Raw genomic sequence first — 20,999 nt, 5'->3', positions numbered from 1 at the left:
CTAATTCGCCGGTGTGCCGCCCGACGGCCCCCGGCGCTGCCATGCCCACCAGCCGCCTCCGGCGATCAACACCAGCACCACCAACCGGATCAGCATCGTCACGATGTCGCTGTCCACTACCAGCACGGCGATGAGGGCCAGCCCCAGCGCGCCCACGAGATAAAACAACATGCGCTCGCGCTCGGTTTGCAGCAGCGTCACCCGTGTTTGCAGGCTGTGCAGCATGAGCTGCGTACGCTGAAGCGCCAGATCGATGTGATGCAGATCGGCCTCGATATGATCGCGTACCTGCTCTACCGCGGCGACGCGCGCTTCCCACACCGTCGGCGCGGCGTCCCACAACCCGCTGTGCATCAGCGCCAGCCGGAGCTGTCGCGCCAGCGCCTGCACCTCGCGCGCGCTGGCTTCGGTCGCGGCGCGATCGGCCAGCATCCCCGTCTGGGTCGTCTCCAGCATTTCCAGATCGGCCTGCAGCGGCATCAGCGAGCGCATCCGGTCCGGACCCTGCGGCGCGGTCCAGTCGCGCACGGAATGGGCCACCTGATCGAGCGCGGTTTGCTGGACGCGCGTGGAGCGTGCAGCCATGTCTTCGTACGTCTCCAAACGGTGACGCGCCTCGACCGAGTACCAGTCGATTTCCGTCGCCAGCGTCGTCAGGAAGCCGTCCGCCCGTTCGCCCGTGCGTGCATCCGGGTAAATCAGCAGGTTCGGCAGCGAATCTTGGCCCAGGCACAGCACGCCGTAGGGCGTGCGGATCGGCTGCGAGCGCGCCTCTTCCAGATCCTCCGGCGGGCGCGACGCGATGCCGCACCAATAGCGTGTGGTGTAAATCCAGGAAGGCGTCGTCGGCATGTTGCCCAGCGAGGCGTCGAGCATCGACCATACGTCCTGCTCGTGATCGCCCGCCCGCTCCACGATGATGTGCAGCAGCAGCATATTACGCAGCACATGCGCGACCATACACGCCGAGGCATTCGTCCGGCCCGCGAGCACGCCCGTTTCCAGGATCACGTGCGGCGAGGAGGGCGCTGCCGCTTCCCACGTGGGAACCGGCGGCAGATCCGGCGCGGGCATCGCCAACCAGCCCGTCATCGCTTGGTGCATCGCCTGCATATCGGCCACAAACTCATCGTGCCTGGCCTGGCGGCGTGCAGGGCTTTCCCCCGACACTTCGCGCAGGTAATAGTAGGTCGCGTGGACCCGTGGCTCACGAATAATCATGTCGTTTTCCCCCAGAGCGCCGCGATAAGCAGGTATCCGGCAGCGCTGATGATCACGAAGAAGGCAGCAGGCAGGACCGGCGCCCCGGCAGCGGCAGGGAAACGCCCGACTGCCGCCGGTTGCTGTGCCTTGAAAAAACGTCAAAGAGCACTACAATCGCCAGCGTACGTTTGCCTACCTGTAGTAACCCGGACGACTGCCCAAAGGCACGCCCTATGAAGACATGGCATAAGCTCGCGCTGATCTGCCTCGCCGCGCTGGTCTTGCGCGGGGTGCTGGCAGCCCTGGTCGAGCATCCCGGCATTGCCGATCCCAATCACTATTATAATCTCGGACGCGAGCTGGCTGGCGGGCACGGGTTCCAGATCGACTACATCTGGCAGTTTTACGCCAGCCCCAAAGCCGTCGTGCACCCGATCGATTGGTGGATGCCCCTGACCGGTGTGATCGCGGCGAGCGGCATTGCCGTGTTCGGCGTCAGCGTGCATGCGGCGCTGGTCCCCTTCGTCATTCTCGGCGCGCTGCTGCCCTTGCTCGCCTACGCTGCGGCGCGGCAGTTGGGTGGCTCTGAAACGGCGGCATTATTCGCGGCGGCGGCGGTCGCCGTGCTGCCGGAATTTGTGCTGAATTCCGTCCGCACCAACACCCTGATCCCCAACGCGCTGTTCGTCTGCGGCGCGATCATGCTGCTGGTGCGCGGGATGCGGACCGGCGATTGGCGCGCGCTGGCGGGCAGCGGCCTGCTGGCGGGACTGGCCTACCTCACCCGCAGCGAAGCGATCCTGCTGCTGCCCATGCTGATCGTCACCACTGCGTTATACGCGGTCGTGCGCCCGTCCGCGCTGCGCGCGAAGCCTGCTGCGCTGCTGCTGCCGGTCATCGTCGCGGGCCTCGTCGTCGCGCCCTGGCTGGCGCGCAATCTGCACGAATTCGGCTGGCTGACCCCGCCCAACCAGAGCCAGTTCGCCTTCTGGGACGACATCCGCGAGCAGTACACCTACGAGCCTCACTACACCTGGAGCACCCTGCGCGCGTCGCAAAGCCTGAGCGCCATCGTCGCCAAGCGCCTGTTTGAAATGGCCGCCAGCGTCAAGCTGCTCTACACCGGCCTGGACGTTTTTCTGCCCGTCCCGGTGATCGGCGGGCTGCTGTGGCTGGCCGCGCGCCGCGACCGGGACCGCCTGCTGACGCTCGCGCCCACGCTGATCCTGCTGCTCGGCTTTTTCGTCTTCTACACCGTCATCAACCCCTACATGAGCCAGGGCGGCAGCTTCAAGAAGGCGTACCTCTCGCTCGTGCCGCTGCTGATCCCCGTCGGGGCGATCATCATGGAGCGCGCAATTCCCGACCGCCGCTTGCTGTTCGGCGCGATGGGCCTCGCGCTGATCCTCATGACCGGCAACGCCGTTGAGATGGTCCGCGCGGACGTGCGCTTTACCAATACATACGTAGACGATATGCGGCGGGTTGTAGCGACTGCCCGCACCCTGCCGGACACCAACGGCGACGACGACATCGTGCTGATGAACCAGGATCAGTTCATGCTGAGTTTTCTCGGTATGAAATCGGTCGTCATCCCCTTCGACGATCGAGAAACCATCCTCACAGCGGCGCAGCGCTACGGCGTGGATTACCTGCTGATGCCGCCTGCCCGCCCCTCGATTGACGCGCTGTTCCAGGGCGAGGAAGTCGATCCGCGCTTCGTGCTGGTCGCCACCGTGCCGGGGACCCAGTACGAGCTGTACCGCTTGGAGCCGGAGCAGCCGTGAGCGACTCCCCGCGCCGCCACCGCGTTTTGCTGGCGATCTTCGCCGTCGCGCTGCTGCTGCGGCTGGCGTACGGTCTGAGCCAGGATCACGACGCCGTGTTTAGCGCGGGCAACGACTCCGCGTGGTATCTGCAAAACGGCATCTGGATGGTTACCAACGACCTGCCCGGCCCGCCCACGACCGCCCCGCTGTACCTGCTGTTTATCGGCGCGTGGCAGCGGTTGCTCTCGCCGGACGGCTCCGCGATTGTCGCCATCCGCATCTGTCAGGCGATCCTGAGCACGCTCACCTGCTTCTTCGCTTATCGCCTTGCGTGGTCTGCCAGCGGCGAGCGCCGCGCGGGCCTGCTGGCGGCGGCGGCGTTGGCCGTCGCGCCCGTCTTCATTATCGAAGCGGCGCAGGTGCTCACCGAAACGCTGTACATCTTTTTTGTCATGGCCGCGCTGTGGCTCTACGTAGACTTCGCCGCGCCGCCCGCAGCCCCGGATCGCACGCCGTGGCGCGCGCTGGTCGCCGCCGGGATCGTCTTCGGGCTGGCGACGCTCACCCGCGCGATCCCGCTGCTGTTCCCGTTCGGCCTCCTGATCCACCTGCTCCTGCTGCGCGGCTGGCGGCGCGGACTGGTCCAGGCTGCCGCGCTGATCGCGCCGTTCGTCCTGGTCGTCTCCACCTGGACGATCTATAACCTCGTTGCGTGGGATACGTTCGTGATCGGCGGGGACGGCTTCGCGTCGTTCCTCTACATCGGCGCGCGCGAGTGGGAAGGGCCGGAAGCGACTGACCAGCAGCTTGCGGAAGACGTGCCGGAACTCTCGCCCGATGAGCTGACCAACCCCGACCGTGACGACGTCTTCCTGACCGGCGCACAGCGCGCCATCTCCGAAGATCCGGTGGGCTACGTGACTCGCCGCGTGAAACAGCTTGCCAGCGCCTATTTGCAGCCCCACGGCACGACCTTCTTCGACGGACCGAGCCTCAAAGACATGGCGCGCGATTGGCTCACGGACGACCGCTCGCTGAACGGCCTGCGCGATCTGATCAGCGGGCAGGGCTTCTGGCCCAAGCTGGCGCTCTACCTGTTCCACTATACCGCCCTCGTCGCGGGCGCGGCGGGCATGTGGATCACGCGCCGCCGCTGGCGCAGCACGCTGCCGCTGCTGGGCTTCGCGCTGTATACCACGCTGGTTCACCTCTTTTTGCTGGCCCTGCCCCGCTACCTCTTCCCCGCCGAGCCGGTCTGGTGGATCTTCGCCGCCGCCGCGCTGGTCGCGCTGTGGGATTGGGCGGCATCGCGCAGGGTTTCCGCCCGGCAAACGGCTGGCAGCGCGGCCTGACCTTCCGGTATAACTGACTCAAAGCGCGCCGGGCCATGCCGGGCCGCGCTATGCTGATTCCGACCCATCGACCGGAGGCTTATGATGCACCGTGCCCGCCTGATTCTGGCGTTCTTGCTGCTCACTGCCGCGTTCGTCCCGATCACTCGCGCGATCGAAGCGGCCCCGGCCCTGCGCAGCGCCTGCCAGGGCCTCACCTTCGACGCCTTCGCCTCCCCCGACTGCGACGCCGAAATGGCCTCCGATCCGCAGCCGCCCGTGGTCGCGCTCGCCATCGATAACGGCACGGTCGCCGGATACACCTTCATGCGCGTCATCGCTGACCACCCCGTTCAGGTGCTCAGTGCGCCGGGTGGTGGCCGCATGCTCTACACCATAGACGCCGGTTTCAACTTCATCACCCCGCGCAGCGTGCGCGAAGGCTGGGTCGAAATTAATCCCGGTGAATACGTCGCGGAGCAGTATCTCGCTTACGTGCAGCCGTCGCTGTTCACCGGGGTGTACATCCAGGCCGAGCCGCCGCGCCCGTTCGGGTGGATTCTGAAGCACGGCTACGCCAGCGACCGTCCCGGTGGCGCGCCGGTCCAGACGCCGGAAATGAAGGTTACGCGCTACACGCTGACCTACGTCTACAGCACGGTGAACGCGGACGGGCTGGACTGGTATCTCGTCGCGCCGGGCAAGTGGGTCGAGCAGCGCAGCATGGGGCTGGTCAAGCGTGTGGCACGCCCGGAGGGGGTGGGCGCGCGCTGGGTCGCCGTGGACCTGTACGAACAGGTGCTGGTCGCCTACGAGGGCGACGCGATGGTCTTCGCCACGCTGGTATCGTCGGGTCTGCCCAACTGGAGCACCCGCGAAGGGCTGTTTCAGGTCTGGACGCAGCAGATCAACGCCGCCATGAGCGGGGCGGAGGGCCTGCCGGACTACTACCGGCTGGAAAACGTGCCCTACGCCCTCTACTTCGATGGCAACATCAGCTTACACGGCACGTACTGGCACGACGGCTTCGGCTACCGGCACAGCCACGGCTGCGTGAACCTGACCATCACCGACGCGCACTGGCTCTACGACTGGCTCGGCCTCGGCGGATCGGTCTACATGTACTACAGCCGCCCCTATTGAGGCTCCGTCGCGGCGGGTGTCGCGGCCACCAGCACACCCTCGTGTGCGCTCAGGTGCGCTTCCAGTGTGATCGCCGTGCTGCCGAAAATCGCCGGGAACTCGACGCCGTGGTTCGCCAGATCCAGATCGGAGCGAGCGATGGCGTCCATTTCCGGCCCGACGACCTGGGCATCGACCGTCATCGTGTGCGCGTGCTCGACGTTGTGCACATCCAGCGTGCCATCCAGCACGAAGCTCACCGGTTCCTCGGTCACCGGAACGAGACCCTGCGACGTCGCCACGTAAAACGCGATGGGATAGTCGCCCGTCGCCATCGCCGCCCGCAGAATCTGATCGACTGCCGCGTTCCCCGTATCCACATGATCGACGTCGATGTTCAACTGCACCAGCACGCGCAGATCCTGATCGACTGGTTCGAGCGTGATCGTGCCTGCCTCGACCGGGAACACGCCCTTGAGCTGCACGCCGCGCACCTCGGCCACGAAATCCACGCGCGACGCCTCCGCATCGACGGCGAACACACGCGCCGTCTGCGCGGTCAGCGTCGGCGTGACGAGATCCGTGGTGCGGTCGTCCTTGTCGCCGGGATCGAGCCACCACGATGTGACGAACGTGATACCAATCAGGACTACAACCAGCATTAACAAAAGAACAGCCGCCCCACGGCGGCCCATTTTACTCACTTTGAACGCACTCCTTGTGCATGCCAGCCGCAGCCCTGCCGCTGGCTTCTCCGCGCGTAGGAATGTACCCGTTTCGCACGATAAATCAATGCCAGGTTGGTGTCAATCCCGTTATCCGTCGAAGCGATGCAAGCATCGCCCGCACAGCAATGCCTGTGCTTTTATGATCGTATTTGACTGACGACTTCAAACGAACAACGAACGACTGCTTTACCCCGCCTGCCGCCGGTCCTGCGCCAGCATATACACCAGCCGCCCGGCGAAGTACGTCGCAAAGCCGCCCGCCGCCAGCAGCAGCGCCACCAGCGCCGCGAACGCGCGCCCCGCCGCTCCATCCCGGCTGAAGTCCATCCCCGTCTGCGGATGCACCGGCTGCGCCAGGATGACCGTCACGGGTGCGGAGGGGATAATCTGGCCCTCGGTGGTAATCATGACTGCCACCAACGCCTGCTCGCCCTCGCCCGCCATCGCGGCACGGATCTGCCATTGGCCCGACGGCTGGACGGTCGTGGAGCCGAGTACCGCGCCCGCCGTCTGGTTTTCGAGGCGGATCGTCGCACCCGGTGCGCCATACCCCATCGCCACCAGCGGCCCCGGCAGCACGATGTCGCCCGACACCGGCACGGAGATCGTCGGCGCCGAAACCACGGCTACGGCTTGCGGCAGAAGCGCCTCGCCCCCTTCAGCGGGCAGAACCTCGATTTCCGGTTCCGGCTCGTCCGGTCCGGCGGCAGCGCCGGGAACCCAGGTGAAGCTCCACGCGCCGCTGTCGTCCGCGGTCGCCTGCCCGATCTCTTCGCCGTCCGCCGTGATGATCACGCTCGCGCCGGGTTCCGCCGTGCCGCTGATGATCACCGCGTCCGGTTCCGAGACAGCCGCTTCAGGTCCCGCTGCTTGGTTGAGTTCAGGGGCCATCGCCACCACGGTTGCGCCCTGCGTCGGAGTCGCGGCAGATGCGCCGCCCGTTGCGGTTGGGACCACCGCAAGGGCAAAAGGCGTAACGCTGGCGGGCGGGTTGATGCCCGGCCACGGAGTGAAGGTCAGCGTGGGAGACACGCCTGACGGATCGCCTTCCACAGTACCCAACGGGCCACCCTGCCCGCTCAAATCGCCGGGCACGATCGTCACCACGACCACGCTGCCGGGATCGACGCCTTCGGGCAGCGCTACGGACCACACGCCCTGTGCATCGGCGGTTGCGCTCGCCACTAGGCTGCCATCCTCATACAGCTCGACGACATCACCCGGCGCGGCGGTGCCGCTCATCGCTGCCGGAGTTGGAGCCGCCATCGTTAACGTGGCAGGCTGAGTCGCCGTCGCGGGAGGCACGGTCGCGCGCGGGAACAGCGTGTTGGTCGCTGTCGATACAGGCATACGCTGAGTCGCCGTCGCCGGGGGTACCGTAGCGTTGGGGAATGACGTATTGGTTGCCGTCACCGTGGGCCAGAGCGTCGGGGAAGGGAAAACTTCCTGCGTGGGGGACGCCGGTCCGCCAGCCGCGCCGGTTGGCGTCTGCCCGCCCTGAACGGTCATGCCGCCCTGCCCGTCCATTGCCTCTGCGGTCTCAATCGTCTCGCCAAGTGGCAGCGCTTCGGCTTCCTCGGTGGCGCCACCGCGCGGCAGCTCAGTCACGGTTGGAACTTCCGCAATCGGGGTTCCCTGCACCTCCGTACTGAGCGCTTGAGGCTCTCCAACAACCGCCTCGGTTTGGCTGAGATCAGGGGATTCAGTGACAAGTTCAGTGGGCAGCGGCGTGGCAGGAACCAGTTCCTCAGTCGCCTGCGGGGTTACTTCAAGCACTACTGGCGGCTCGGTTGCAGGCACTCCGCCCACTTCCATGACGCTCGGCAGTTGGGTCGTCGTTTCGTCCTTATCGTAAAACTCGACCCAAAACAGCAGCGCCGCCAATCCAGAGGTCACCACCAGCCCGATTAGAAAGAGAACATCCAGCCGCCGTACAACACGATGCAGGTCTGCGCTCACGGCTAGTCCTCCAACTTCTCGCGGCGCACGGCCAACGCTCGCGCTTGATCGGACCAGCTCGTCATGTCGCTCACCCGGTAGCGCCAGCGCGGGAGCTTCACAATCGACTGGATTTCATCCGGCGTGAGAGATGCCAGTTCTTCGAATGTATCCACTCCCGCTTCGTACAGTTTGGCCGCATACACCGGGCCAATACCGTTAATATCCGTCAGGCGGTCGCGCGTGGGTGGAATATGCACGTTGCTCACCCGGTCGAGCGTGGGGTAAATCTTGTCGAGCAGCTCGCCAGTCTTGAGGAGCAAATCGGCCTGCCCGCGCTGCTCAGCCGCCGTCGTCTGAAGCAGCGACGTGTGTTCGTTGACTTTTGCGTCGATCTGCGCCGCTATCTCGGCCTGCGCGGCCAGCCGCTGATCAATTCCGGCCAGCAAGCCAGCGTTGTCCTCCGCCTGAGCATTTCGCGCGGCCCAGTCTTGCAGCCGTGACGTGATTTCTGCCAATTGCCCGGCCTGTTCACTGAGTGTCTCAGCGATTGCCTCATGTGCGGTCAGGGGGACCATGTCGTCCAGGCGCTTGCTCACCTGCTCCACCTGAACCGTCAACCGATCGACCGCATTCGCCGGGGCGAGGCTGCGCAGTTCGGCGAGAATCTGTTCCAGACTGTCGGACCCCGCCAGCGTTTTCCCGTCTTCAGTGTCTTCAGCCTCACCCGTTTCTTCAGCAGCGTCACTTTCGTCACGTTCTGCTGCGATCACATCCAGGCGACTGGCGATCTGGTCCAACTTGGTTTCGTAATAATTGAGCCGTCCATCGACCCAGGTAATTTGCGTGGACTGGTCGCTCAGCAGTACTTTCAGCGCCTCCGCGGCTTCCGCCTGGGTGCGCAGCGACGTCGTCAGTTCGTCGCGCTCTTCCGGCGTTACCACGGCCACCGTGTCCCGCCCATCCGGCGACTGTTGTTCGAGCAGATCGGCAAGCTGTTCGATCGCCATGCGCTGTTCGTGCAGCTCATCGTTCAGGAGCGACCGGGTCAGGGCGCCATCCACCTCTGCCGGTGCAGACGCCAGTAAACGCGGGCGCAGCGCAACCGCGTACACTATTGCCGACACCAGCACGGTAAGAAACGCACCGAGGGATAAGATGGCTAATGCTTGGACGGCGTCCATAAGGCCCTTCCCTATTCTCTCGTGCTGCCCAACGGGGGCGCTCTAACGTGAGCAAGAATGATCTTATTATAGTGCAAGCGTTGTTTGCCGCGAACAGGCGCAGTGAGCGAATTCTGGCGTGTACTTATATAGACGCTGTACGGCAAGCGCGTTAAGCTTATATTGAAAATTCTTCGCCTATGGCTCTTAGAATATGAGGGGAACACATGGACCTTTTTGGAAAGACTTATTCGGCTGATGAACTTCGCCAGATGGTAGGCACACTCGATCAGCTTGGTGGCGTCCGTCTTGGTGAACTCGCGGACGGCAGCGAGCGGGGCGTACGCGTCGCGGACTTCTACACGGCCAAGGGACTCACATTCACCGCCCTGCTCGACCGGGGTATGGATATTGGCCCGGCGGCGTTCCAGGGTTCCCCGTTGGCGGTGCACTTCGCAACTGAATACCGGCATTCCGCTTACTATGAACCGCAGGGACTCGGCTGGCTGCGCTCCTTTGCGGGCGGCTTGATGACCGGCGCAGGCATGGCGTGGATGGGCGCGCCAACCCAGGATCAGGGTGAAGATCTGGGGCTGCACGGGCGGATGTCGCACATCCCCGCGACTCACGTCAGCACCGGAGCCGAATGGCAAGGGGACCAGTATGTGATCTGGGTCGAGGGACAGGTCCGTGAAACAGTACTGTTCGGTTATAACCTGCTGCTCAAGCGCCGCATCAGCACCACGCTCGATGGCACGTCGCTGCGGATCGAAGATACGGTCACCAATGACGGCTTCACGCCCGCCGATCACATGATGCTGTATCACTGCAACTTCGGCTTCCCATTCGTCAGCCCGGACAGCCGCGTCGAAGTTGATGCCAGCGAGATCAAGCCGCGTGACGCCATCGCCGAACCCGGTCTGGATCGGTGCCACCAGTTCGAGACGCCGGTTCCCGGGTATTCAGAGCAGGTATTCTTCCACACCGTCCATCCCGACAGCGCCGGATATGCTCAAGCGAAACTCGTGAACGACGCCCTGGGCCTCGCTGCCGTGGTGCGTTATTCGGTTGATACTCTCCCCGTGCTGACCCAGTGGAAGATGATGGGTGCGGGCGAATATGTGTGTGGGCTGGAACCCGGCACGGCAGTCGTTACGGGGCGCGATAAAGCCCGTGCACTGGGTCAGGTCATCACCCTCCAGCCCGGTGAGCAGCGGCAGTATGATGTTCAAATCGGGGTTCAGCGCCTGTAATTACACGTGGGGATGAACTCGGAGCGGAAGATCGAACCGTCACGACGAAATCCGCAAACTCAGCCTTGACTGGCCTGATAGCGTATGCTATCATCCTGCACATCGCCAGGGGGCGTAGTGTAGCGGTTAACATGTCGGCCTGTCAAGCCGAAGATCGCGGGTTCGAATCCCGTCGCTCCCGCACCGACCGCGCGTCATTTCCGAATGGCGCGCGTCTATTTTTTCCCCTAAAACTTCCGCAATTTCGACCGGCATTGACCCCTCATCATCCAGAATGACATTAAAGTCACCATGCAGCGCAATCGCCACCACGTGGTCGTCGTAAACGATCACCTGCTCGACGATCTTGGCCAGGAGTTGTTGGCGTGCTTCTTCTGGCTCCTCTGTCTGAGCGCACTGCTCCCAGTAGGAGCGGAAGTTACGGATCAAATCGGCAGCCTCATGCAGCTCGTCGTAGTCGATGGGGCGCAGGGATTCAATCTCGCGCTCAAGCTGCACGCGCTTCTCGAAGTACTCGTCCCGGTCGATAAACCCATGATCCCACCGGAAATCGATGCGTTCGATGATCTCCCGGATTTCCTCCATGCGCTTGAGTGACGCTTCGTTCTCCACCCGGCTGCGCACAGCGTTCTCTACCCGTTCACGGAAATCCTCAGGAATGACCAGTCCATTCAGCACCTCAACCACCTGTTCGTTGAGGTCGTCTTCGCGGATGCTCAACTGGCCGCAGTCCTCATAGCCCCGTTCCTTGCACAAGCAGCGATAGTAACCCGTTGCACGCCGCTTATCCCAGGCAGCACGCATCTTGCCGTAGTTGTCATCCTGCAAGCCGTGCGGCATCGACACCAGACACCGCGCACAGAACGTGCGGTCGTGCAAGATATACGTCCGCCGCCGGTTGGTCGGCATCCGGTGACTGACCATTCCTTCGCGGATTTGCTCACATACCTCAAACAACTCATCCGTGATGAACCCCTGGTGTTTGCCCTCATACCAGGTCTTACGATGGCGGCTGGACTTCTTGCCCTCCCCCAACGTGCCGTTGTAAAGAGTCTCCGAATAGGAGACACGACCGGTGTAGGTCTTGTTCTGCAACAGATCGCGTACCGTGTGTTTGTTCATGGGCTGCTTGTCTGCCCGCAGCCGCTGGATTTCCCGCTGCTCATTCATCCAGTCCGCGATTTCCGAGTCACTGTAATCCCCGGTCGAGTACATGATAAACGCCCGGCGAACAATAGCCGCCTGACGTGGGTTGATGTACAACCCCGCTGGCCGTTCCTCGGTCCCTTCATCCACATGGACCATGTCATAGCCGAGTGGCGGATTGCTGCCGTTGAACTCACCACGTATAGCTCGCTGATGTTTGGCCCGCTTCGCCTCCGTGCTCAGGTTTCGCGAGTAAAAGGCAGCAAAGACCGCCAGCATCTGCTCCATCATCGCCCCATAAGGACCGGCATCTTCATCGTCCTCGCTGAACCCTTCCACGCAGAACAGTTTCAGCCCGTATTCGCGGCGCAGCAGCATCTTGATCATGACCGCATGGTTATGATCACGCGCCAGACGGTCGAATTTCCACATGATGATCGATTCAAACTTGCCGCGTTCAGCCGCGGCCCGCATGTCCTGGAAACCCTCACGGTCCAGGCTCCAACCGTTCTTCGCACCGTCCTTGTAAACGCCAACGACTACTCCACCCTTCTCAGCAATCATCTGGCGGCACACCGCTTCCTGGTCTTCCAGGCTGATCTCATTCTGCATGTCCGACGAGTAGCGGGCATAGATCGCATACCGGGTCCGTTTTTGAGTGGTCATCACCTTTTGCTCCATTCTCTGATTCAACTTCTGTATAGAGTCAACTTTACAAGGGGAACTCTCCCTCAAACGAAGAAGGGTCCCCCACTCGCGCACGTCGTTTACTGCTCAGCGACAGCATCCTGAAAAATGTGACGCACCTGTTCAGCCTGATCGGGAACAATCTCTATTTCCGTCCCATTCCAGCGGTAGCCAAACGGCAGGGGCATCGCTTCCCGGTAGCGAGACCGGGCATAGTACGTTCGCTCGCAGCTTTCCATAACATCCAAGATGGCCTGGATGAGCACAGGCGGTACAGCACGTGTGTCCGGTTCCCCGGCACAGCACAGCTTCATGCCCAACATGAGGCGAAACCCACCACGCACGATGCCTGTTACGCAGGGATCGTGTACCAGCGACTCATACGGGGGATAGATGATCACGCCGACTGCACCGGCCTGGACCGAGTCCATTAGCGGTTTGATGTCATTTTCGGCGAAGACTTCGACCACCTCACCACGCAGTCGCGCGACCGTTTCGTGGCAAAGCTGTTCCAGCGCTGTCGCCTCGTCAGGTGAGCAGCCTGCAGGCAGCAAGACCGCATAACGAGAAGACCGATACTTACGATTGGGGGCCATGCGCGTTCTCCTTGTCCATATCTATGGTGGATTCACGTTGTCCTTCAGCGTCCTGGGGCGGAATGACAATCAGCACTCCGGTCCGTGACAGACGCCGATCTTTGCGGGTGACGGGCACATACACCCCCGCTTCCGCTATGACCTTGCCCTGGGAAAAAGTGTATTTGGTCATCGTTACACCCTCTCCCGGTCCGGAACAACAAAGCAGCCCAATCCGACAGAGGAGTCAGTTGGGCCGCGGAATCCACACAGGACAGGAGTCCCGTGATTTTGTATAATACGATGCAGCCCGTTCACTGGCACGCACAGTGTCGGGTTAGAACCGTGTGGGGTGCTCCAACACTCCGCGCGGTTCGCCTTTTTGTTCTCGGCTACCATCAAACTATAGCATGTTGGCCCGTTTGTCAAGCGCCTGTGGGCCATTCTGGGGCTTCTGAAGGCTATTTTCATTTTGTCACTCCTCCCTTTTTTACCGTCCCGTCGCAGCTAGAATCGCGTTTTGGCGAATGCAACGCAGCTCACGCGCCAGCCAGGAATAGAGGTTGCCACCCTGCTGGTGAAATTCGGTCAGGTCTTTACCCCACGGGACATGGATCACCTGCACCCGCCCGGACAGCGCCTGCAAACGCGCCGCGCCCTTCTCCCCGGCCTGATCGACATCGTAGGCGGCCAAGATGATCGGCACACTCACCAACTCAGCCAACCAGCGGCGATTGAGGTGGCTGCTGGCGCTGCCCACCGTCACTGCCGCCACCAGCGGTTCCCCTTCCTGCTGGGCCAGCAGCGTGTCGAATTCCCCTTCACAGAACAGCGCGGCCCTGGCACCTTTCAACCGATCGGCTTGGTACAATCCCCCCCTGCTCCCTCCGGCAATCTGGAGATATTTGGGCGATCCCGATGCACGCCGCACCTTCACCGCCCACAGGATTTCCTCACCGTTCGTCAGCCACGGGAGGGTGATGCCACACGGCACACTCACCCCGGCCACCGTGCGCCACTCGCGGTACCCACCGGGGATGTACCCCAGGTGAGCCGTCTGGATGGTGCTCATCGCCAGACCCCGTTCCAGCAGGTAATCCCGCGCCGGTTCACCCTGGGATGACCACAACGTTTCCTCGGCCAGGTCCACCACCTGCCGCGCCACCACCTGCCAGGACATCGGCGGCGGGTCATCATCCGACGGTTCAGGCCGGTGCGTTGAGATGACCGGGGTCGGTCCCAACCCCCCATCCAACATCCGGACTGCTTCGTCAAAACTCAGGTGGTGGTAACGCTGCAGCCAGTCAATGGCATCTCCGCCGATCTGGCACTTGCCAAAACAGCAGTATCCGTCCGCCCATACCGCCAGGCTGTATCCCTTACGCTCGCCGTGAAACGGGCACTTCCACAAACTGGCGCGGCGGCTGCGCGCCGGTGCCGGTCCCAGGTCCTGTTCCACAATGCGCCGCAGGTCGTGGCGTTCCTTCAAGGCTTTCGTATCCACCAATCCCATCTTTCCCACTCCTCAATTTGTCACCCACAAATGACGGTTGACACACGACAAATTCCGGTTTTTGTCATTTCCCCGCGACATTATCTTTTTCCCGTAAAACGGATTTTTGTCCCGGCGTTGTGACACGTGACAGGTTTTGTTTTCTGTCATGCCCCCCACCTTTCAGACCAGCCAGTAGCGTTCCGAAGGCCGCCCGCGCTCGCCGGTCTGGACCACTTCTCCGGCCACCTGCCCATCCTGTTCCAGTGCCTTGAGCGCTTCCATCACCGGTTTGCGCGGTGAGCGCAGCGCGCGGTAGATGCTGCGCACCGACAGACCCTCTTTTTGGCCGGACAGCAGCTTGAGGATACGTGTTTCCAGTCGTGACTCTTCACTCTCGCCCAGGTCGTGCAGCAGCCGGTGAGCCGAAGCCCGCCAGGTCTCGACAATCTGCTGGGCGCGGTACCAGTGCGCCGCACGCACCACCGGTTTGTTCTGCCGCCGCTCACCCAACTCAATCCAGTCCAATGCCGCCAGGATGATCGCCACCTTCAGCGCCTGGACGTGCAGCCGCCCGTAGACGGTGCGCAGGCGGTCATCGAGCGGGGAATTGGGGGCGGTCATCTCACGCAGCACCCGCTCGTAGAGATACAGCGGCTCCCAGATGTCGGTCGCCACCAGCGACCAGGGGTCCACAATGGCGTTATCGCCGATGGTGGCCTGCTCCGCCGGGGCGGGCAGCGTCTCATGCAGGCCGCGCAGATGCCGTACTAACAACTCCGGCACTGCGGTTTCGTTGGAGGACGGGCGTTCGACGTAGTCCGGTTCCGGCGTGAGCAGCACAAAACGCGCGAGTGTACCGTTGAACCAGTCGCTGACACTCAGCGACACCGACAGTTCCGCCGGGGTGGCTGCCCCCAGGATGGAGAGCGCGGCATCACGAATGACCACCATGCCCCGGTTATTGGTATTCGAGTCGAGATAGTCGGGGCAGTCGAAGAGCTGCATCAGCAGTTCTTTCAACCCCTGCATGTAGTCTCGCCCGAAGGACTTGAAGAGCGCCGACAGTTCGTCGCGCAGGATGCCGCGCTGGGCGGCGTAACGGTTGCCCTTGACCAGGCGGTCGCGGTCGCGGGCCGGAATCTCGTCGAAGTTGGGCGGCAGCACACCCCCCAACATGCTCATAAAGGCTTCCGGCGACCCCGGCTGCGGCAGGATCATGTGCGGCATGGCGGAGCGGGCAACTTTGCCCGCCAGGCCCAACCCGGCGGATTTGCGGTAGTAGGTCGAAACCGCCACCAGCATCACAAACAGGTTGGGAAACACTGCCTGGCCCCACGGTGTGTGAATACATAACCGGCGGCCAATCGCCAGGGCGGCCAGCCAGAGTCCGGCCCCTTCGTGGAACAGCAGCGGGGTTTCGTTGGCCGCACGGCTGGCCCAGGTCACGTACTCGTCCAGCCACCCCCCAACCTCTGCTGCCTGCTGCTTTTGTTCATCGGTCAAACAGGCTGCTTCCGGCAGTTCCGGCACGGTATCGACTTCGCTGTTGCGTAACCGGGCTGCCGGAGCCGGGCCGTTGGGGTTCACCCGCCAGACTGCATCCAGCCCTTCCGGACCCAGCATCCGCCGCAGGGCCTTGACTTCATCCGGCACGGCCATGTTGGTGTTAGACAGCAGCAGGTTGGCCAACGGGCTGCACGGCAGATCCTGCCAGTCCAACCCGACCATCGCGCGCGCCAGCACATACGCATCCTGATCTGATAAACCATTCCCACTCATGAGGACCACCCCACCCGGTATGTTTCGCGCATCTGACGCGCTTCCTTTCGCTCATCTGTTCGACCTTTACAGGGTATCAGAAAAGGTGTGACATCTTGTAGTGGCAAAATAGGACATCGGATAGGGGCAAAATAGGACAGGGGGTAGGAGCACTTTTACCCCTTGAAATGTCACTTTTTGACAGTTGAGTGTCGCGTTTGGACACGCTCGTGTCACAAATAGGACATCATCATGTCACATATGGGACATTTTGGTGTCTCATTAGTTTATTTCTTCCTTTATAGTGTATTTTTTATCTGTCCATAAACCATAAACAAACCATACTATGACCGGAATCAGATTGTGATTTTTGGTCGGATCTGAGATAATGTTTTTATTTTAAGAACATTAGTTCTAGTTCAGCTATCTTAAGTAAGAAAGGTGGTGTGGTCCGTGGCAATCAAAGCGGCGGTGGTCGATGACCACGACTTAACTCGTATCGCGGTTGAGGAGATTCTCAGCCGCGCTTCCGACATAAACTTCGTGGGCAGCTTCACCGGTGTGGGGACCCTGTTGGAGTCCGCCCAGGAAGTCGACGTGCTCTTGTTGGGCGATGGCCTGTCTCAAACCAACGCGCTGGCGGCACTGGCACGGCTGAGTGAAGAGCGTCCAGAGATGCGTGTCATTGTGCTAGGGCGGCAGTGGACCGAAGCCGGTATCCGGGCCGCGTTGGAGTGTGGTGCGGTAGGCGTGATGGACCGCGACGAGCTGCTGCACGATCTGCTGGCCGTTGGCGTGCGGCGGGTCTATGCCCGCCAGCAGTTCCTATCGCCCGCTGTGGCAACTGTGGCATTGGCCCATAACAACACGCCGGATGCCCCTACCCTGACCGAACGCGAATTGGAGGTGGTGCAGCTCATGCGTGATGGCGCGACGCCCAAAGCGATCGCGGTGGCTTTGCGTATCCAGCCCCGTACCGTCTATCGCAAGCAGGAAAGACTACGCGAGAAGCTGGGTGTCCAGACCAATGAACAGATTGTGCTCGAAGCGGTCAAACGCGGCCTGATCTGATCTTCAAATAGACTTTTTTATCCTTCAACCCGGTGGATGCGCAGTGCCGGGTTTTTGATTCGGATCGGAGGATTCCCATCCGGGCCGGTAAATTTCCCCCTCCCCAATGTCCTATTTTGCCACTCCCGGTGTCACGCTGGCTGTGATATGCTGGAACAGGCGAGAAGTGTAACGGGGTGAACGAGTATGACGGTCAATATCGTAATTGCCGATAATGTGGACCTGGCGTTGGAAGGCATGAAAACCGTCCTGCGCCAGCACGGCGCGTTCCAGGTGGTAGGCACCTACCAGATGCTGTCGGACATGCTAAATGTGCTGGGAGATGTGCGCCCCGACGTGATCCTGCTGGGTGACCGGCTTGAGCCTGACCTGGACGTGCTGGCGCTGGTGGATCAGGTGCAGGCGGCGGCTCCCCGTGCACGGATTCTGATTTTGAGTTACCTGTCCGACGGGCTGATCGTCCAGGAGTTGTTCACAGTTGGGGCGATGGGGTATTTGTATAAGAACGATCCCCTGAGCCACTACCTGGTGGAAGCCATCCAGACCGTGATGCGCGGTCGCCCGTATCTCTCTCCCACAGCCAATTCGGAATATCTGCTGGCCATGCAGTCGGATCGTGCGGGCTGGCAGTTGGATGCCGAAGCGCGCGAAATATTGCGTCAGTTGGCACAGGGACTCCGCCCCCAGGAAATTGCCCTGCTCCGTGCGGTACCGGTGCGCCGCGTCTATGGTGTGTGCGAGAGGTTACGCCGCCGCTTTGGGGCTGAGACGAACATCCAGCTGATTGCTCTCGCTGCCGAAGAAGGGTTTTTGCCTTAGTGAACCAGCATATTGAGGTGACGATCTATCTGCCACCATTCTCCTTTTGCAGACACAGTCAGCCAACCGGATAAATCAGCCCGACAACAGCGCCGATGATCAGGTAGATAAGCAAAGACCACGCGATGTTGTGAATCACAAAGCGACGCGGCACATGGATCAGCATAGGCTCAAACACCAACACTGGGAGCGACCCTATCAACCACGCACTGCCCCAGAACAGCATACCGAATAACACACCAGACCGTTCCAGTTCCTCTGCGAGCATTGCATAAATCACGCCAGGCACGATCACTTCCAGCAGCACGGCGGCTATCGTCATCCGGGCCAGCCAGGTGCGCAGGTTCTCCGGTGTCACTTCCACCTGCATCCCCGGCAGCATACGCTCATAGACACCCATCTTTTTCTCGCTCATACCGCGCAGAGGGCCCACAATATTGAGCACAACCGATCCGGCGACAAGCGCCAAAATTAACCATCCAACCGCCATGTATTCCTCCAATCCTGATCTGAACCTATGTTCTAGCATACCGCGTTACCGGTTTCCCTTCAAAGAACATCCCGCAGTCGGTCGAGTAGGGAATTTTGCGGTTCAGATCGGGTAAATTTCCCACCCCAAAATGGTAATTCTCCGCATGAGGCACCCCCCTGCTCCGCTACGATGGTAGATGGCCGAACTCATCTAGCTCTGGAGCTCATGTATGACCCGAATCCTTTGTTTTGCGCTCATGGCGCTGGCGCTCGCTGCGTGTGGTAGTGGCGACGACGATACGCCACAGGTAGAGAACACAGCAACCGCCACTGCGACTGCTACGGCGACGGTGGAGATCACTATTCCACCAACCGCCACTCCAACGTTGGCGCCTACCGCGTCACCGACGCCAACAGCCTCACGCACGCCGACGATTACGCCCACGCTGGCCGTGCGAGTATTGGAAATCACCGCCGTGATGCCGGGAGTGGCACTGGAACCAGTGGCAGCCTCATTGGCGACATCCGACGCGATGCCGCTCGCCGAGTGGGTGCGCATGGAGTCCGACCATCCCAACCTGGATTATGTGAGTGGGGAATGGATCGACATGTGGTCCTGGTCTGCCGGTCAGAATGAATACCACTACAGTGTAGACCCGGACGCCGCCGTACATCTGGACTTCGAAGGTGAAGGTGTGCGGGTGTGTTACGTCGCCTTCTGGAACGGCGGTATCTGGGAGATTGTAGTGGACGGTCGCGTGGTAGGCTCGGTGGATGCCTACTATCCCGAAGCGCACTTCACCTGCACCGATACGTTTCCCGTCGCGGCAGGCACACACACGCTGCTCGTGCGCAATACGAGCGAACGTAATCCGGCCAGTTCCAACACCATGCTTGCCCTGGATGCAATCCTGACGTATCACAGCAGCCCTTCCGCAGTGATCACGCCTGCTGCATCGCTCACGCCATCACCAGAGCCACATCCCGCCCGCCGGGTGGAACTCATCCAGGGGCCTCCGGCTATCCAGCCGACTGCCACCGACGCGCCGCCGGAACTGGTGACTGTCGCGGTACTCATCGCCTACGACGAAAACGCCAACCGTTCGGTAGACCCGGCAGAAGGCGTGCGCGGTATTCCCATCCGGCTGGTGGATGTAGCCACCAATCGCGCGCTGGCACAAGCCCTCACCGACGAGTCGGGTTATGCGCGCATCCAGCTGCGGACCAACGCGCAGGTCAGCCTGGTCGTGCCCTACTTCGGCCAGTCGTGGGATGTTTCACGCCGATGGGGCGGCAGCGATTCGACTTTCACCCTGCTCCTGCCCGCAGGCAACCAGCCTGGCCTTATACCCTAGAGGACAATTATGAGAAACAAACGACGTATCCATTGGATCATCGCGCTGTCGCTGCTGCTGGCAGCCGCCATTGCCTGCGCGGGCACGGTGAACAACCTGCAGATCACCGGTCTGCCGCAGTATGTGTGCCCGTCCAGCACACCGCGCCCAACACATACCCAGCCCGCGACCAGCCAGCCGCTGTGGCCGCCGTATTTCGCCTCCAATCTGAGCTGGTACCAGGTTGCGCCCAACTTCAACACGATCTACGCTCAGTGGACCGGCCAGAATGCGGGCACAGTCTACCTGTCCTTTTCGGGCAGCATGATGACCTACCCGTACTACTGGCCCGGCAGCAACGGGTACATCGCAGTCGATACCATCCCCGGTCCGACCCGGACCAACCTGTATGCCATCACCATCCCGACCAGCGTGTATTACGCTTCGGTCAGTATTTATGCGAGCGGCGTGGCCGGGTCGAGCCGCAGCTACGGGGTCACGCGGGTGACGTACTATATCTATCCGAATCCGCTCAACCCGCCGCCGGGTGGTGCGCCGGGCAGCATGACACCCACGCCGCGTCCCACCTATACACCCTGGCCGACACCAACCGAGTACGTGCGCACCAATGACTACTTCGTAGGCGACGCGATCTACACCCCGGCGCAGCCTTCCGGTCTGCAACTCATGTTCCGCGTGACGAGCATCAGCGACCGGCCCGCCGCAGAACCGGACGGTCAGGGTCAACCACAGTCGATCTTCATCTGGGAGTTTGAGGTCAAAAACGTTGGCTCGGTGGAATATGACATTTTCCCGGCAGGCCAGATGTACGTCAGCACCATCACACTGCCCGGCGGCATGGAAACCGAGGGCGTCTGGGGCGCGAGCCTCGCGGCGGCGGAGGAAGCTGGATTCACACCCAACTACGAACTGACCGATGTGCAGCCAGGGGAAACCAAAACCTTCACGCTGGCGGCCTATGGCCCACGCGGCACGGCGCGACGCGTCTCGTATGTGCTCGACGTCACCTCGCGCGATGGCGGAATACCGACCATCGTACCGGGCCAGAACATCGTGTCGTGGATCAACGAAGTCAACACCATCTGTACCGGCGACATCGCTGAGCCATAGGAGAG

18 protein-coding genes, 1 tRNA gene and 1 pseudogene are annotated in these 20,999 nt (G+C 61.8%); 10 read left to right on the top strand and 10 right to left on the bottom strand.

The genetic code is table 11. From position 1 onward, the window contains the following. Positions 1-1,221, bottom strand: coding sequence for a hypothetical protein (locus V7116_RS05215; protein WP_324390830.1), 1,221 nt, complete (start codon positions 1,219-1,221; stop codon positions 1-3). 215 nt (positions 1,222-1,436) lie between these two features. Between V7116_RS05215 and V7116_RS05210 the strand changes: the two genes are divergently transcribed. The 3 genes from V7116_RS05210 to V7116_RS05200 all read left to right on the top strand — a co-directional run bounded on the left by V7116_RS05210 (position 1,437) and on the right by V7116_RS05200 (position 5,446). Continuing rightward, positions 1,437-2,990, top strand: coding sequence for an ArnT family glycosyltransferase (locus tag V7116_RS05210; protein WP_324390829.1), 1,554 nt, complete (start codon positions 1,437-1,439; stop codon positions 2,988-2,990). After that, complete coding sequence (locus V7116_RS05205; protein ID WP_324390828.1) at positions 2,987-4,324, top strand: ArnT family glycosyltransferase; 1,338 nt, start codon at positions 2,987-2,989, stop codon at positions 4,322-4,324. The genes V7116_RS05210 and V7116_RS05205 overlap by 4 nt, the downstream gene beginning before the upstream one ends. An 81-nt stretch (positions 4,325-4,405) precedes the next feature. After that, positions 4,406-5,446 (top strand): L,D-transpeptidase, encoded by a 1,041-nt coding sequence (locus V7116_RS05200; RefSeq protein ID WP_324390827.1) that lies wholly within the window; start codon positions 4,406-4,408, stop codon positions 5,444-5,446. On the opposite strand, the gene V7116_RS05195 is transcribed toward V7116_RS05200, so the two are convergent. The 3 genes from V7116_RS05195 to V7116_RS05185 form a co-directional block, all read right to left on the bottom strand. Next, a complete protein-coding gene (locus tag V7116_RS05195; protein WP_324390845.1) occupies positions 5,440-6,120 on the bottom strand; it encodes a YceI family protein in 681 nt (226 codons plus the stop codon). The genes V7116_RS05200 and V7116_RS05195 overlap by 7 nt on opposite strands. Positions 6,121-6,339: 219 nt before the next feature. Next, on the bottom strand, positions 6,340-8,112 hold the full coding sequence (locus tag V7116_RS05190; protein ID WP_324390826.1) for an Ig-like domain-containing protein: 1,773 nt from the start codon (positions 8,110-8,112) through the stop codon (positions 6,340-6,342). A 2-nt stretch (positions 8,113-8,114) separates the two neighbouring features. Further along, the gene (locus V7116_RS05185; protein ID WP_324390825.1) at positions 8,115-9,275 is read right to left on the bottom strand and encodes a helix-hairpin-helix domain-containing protein; all 1,161 of its coding nucleotides are present in this window, start codon (positions 9,273-9,275) and stop codon (positions 8,115-8,117) included. Positions 9,276-9,481: 206 nt separating this feature from the next. Here V7116_RS05185 and V7116_RS05180 point away from each other — a divergent pair, with 206 nt between their 5' ends. The 3 genes from V7116_RS05180 to V7116_RS05170 all read left to right on the top strand — a co-directional run bounded on the left by V7116_RS05180 (position 9,482) and on the right by V7116_RS05170 (position 11,104). Beyond that, positions 9,482-10,507: an aldose 1-epimerase family protein gene (locus V7116_RS05180; protein ID WP_324390824.1), complete on the top strand. Its 1,026-nt coding sequence runs from the start codon at positions 9,482-9,484 to the stop codon at positions 10,505-10,507. Positions 10,508-10,615: 108 nt separating this feature from the next. Then, a tRNA-Asp gene (locus V7116_RS05175) sits at positions 10,616-10,688 on the top strand. Between the two features lie 110 nt (positions 10,689-10,798). Then, complete coding sequence (locus tag V7116_RS05170) at positions 10,799-11,104, top strand: hypothetical protein (RefSeq protein ID WP_324390823.1); 306 nt, start codon at positions 10,799-10,801, stop codon at positions 11,102-11,104. A gap of 390 nt (positions 11,105-11,494) precedes the next feature. Here the strand turns inward: V7116_RS05170 and V7116_RS25725 are convergent. The 5 genes and pseudogenes from V7116_RS25725 to V7116_RS05145 all read right to left on the bottom strand — a co-directional run. Further along, positions 11,495-12,265, bottom strand: a pseudogene (locus V7116_RS25725) (recombinase family protein); the annotation flags it as partial. A 155-nt stretch (positions 12,266-12,420) separates the two neighbouring features. Further along, positions 12,421-12,936 (bottom strand): hypothetical protein, encoded by a 516-nt coding sequence (locus V7116_RS05160; RefSeq protein WP_324390821.1) that lies wholly within the window; start codon positions 12,934-12,936, stop codon positions 12,421-12,423. Further along, a complete protein-coding gene (locus V7116_RS05155) occupies positions 12,920-13,108 on the bottom strand; it encodes a hypothetical protein (RefSeq protein ID WP_324390820.1) in 189 nt (62 codons plus the stop codon). Before V7116_RS05155 ends, V7116_RS05160 begins: the two co-directional genes overlap by 17 nt. A gap of 297 nt (positions 13,109-13,405) precedes the next feature. Further along, positions 13,406-14,428: a CHC2 zinc finger domain-containing protein gene (locus tag V7116_RS05150; protein ID WP_324390819.1), complete on the bottom strand. Its 1,023-nt coding sequence runs from the start codon at positions 14,426-14,428 to the stop codon at positions 13,406-13,408. Between the two features lie 162 nt (positions 14,429-14,590). Further along, on the bottom strand, positions 14,591-16,189 hold the full coding sequence (locus V7116_RS05145; RefSeq protein WP_324390818.1) for a DUF3987 domain-containing protein: 1,599 nt from the start codon (positions 16,187-16,189) through the stop codon (positions 14,591-14,593). 423 nt (positions 16,190-16,612) lie between these two features. Here V7116_RS05145 and V7116_RS05140 point away from each other — a divergent pair, with 423 nt between their 5' ends. Further along, positions 16,613-17,239, top strand: coding sequence for a response regulator transcription factor (locus V7116_RS05140; RefSeq protein ID WP_324390817.1), 627 nt, complete (start codon positions 16,613-16,615; stop codon positions 17,237-17,239). A gap of 186 nt (positions 17,240-17,425) precedes the next feature. Further along, positions 17,426-18,058: a response regulator transcription factor gene (locus V7116_RS05135; protein WP_324390816.1), complete on the top strand. Its 633-nt coding sequence runs from the start codon at positions 17,426-17,428 to the stop codon at positions 18,056-18,058. Between the two features lie 58 nt (positions 18,059-18,116). Here V7116_RS05135 and V7116_RS05130 read toward each other — a convergent pair whose 3' ends face one another. Further along, on the bottom strand, positions 18,117-18,548 hold the full coding sequence (locus V7116_RS05130; RefSeq protein ID WP_324390815.1) for a hypothetical protein: 432 nt from the start codon (positions 18,546-18,548) through the stop codon (positions 18,117-18,119). A 211-nt stretch (positions 18,549-18,759) separates the two neighbouring features. On the opposite strand from V7116_RS05130, the gene V7116_RS05125 reads away from it, so the two are divergent. Next, positions 18,760-19,884 (top strand): hypothetical protein, encoded by a 1,125-nt coding sequence (locus tag V7116_RS05125; protein WP_324390814.1) that lies wholly within the window; start codon positions 18,760-18,762, stop codon positions 19,882-19,884. A 9-nt stretch (positions 19,885-19,893) separates the two neighbouring features. Continuing rightward, positions 19,894-20,994 (top strand): hypothetical protein, encoded by a 1,101-nt coding sequence (locus tag V7116_RS05120; RefSeq protein ID WP_324390813.1) that lies wholly within the window; start codon positions 19,894-19,896, stop codon positions 20,992-20,994. Positions 20,995-20,999: the final 5 nt, after the last annotated feature.

The sequence above is a fragment of the Aggregatilinea sp. genome (assembly GCF_036822615.1).
Classification (GTDB): Bacteria; Chloroflexota; Anaerolineae; order Aggregatilineales; family Aggregatilineaceae; genus Aggregatilinea.
Note: the sequence above shows the minus strand (reverse complement) of the source record. Positions and strands in the feature narration are given on the sequence as shown.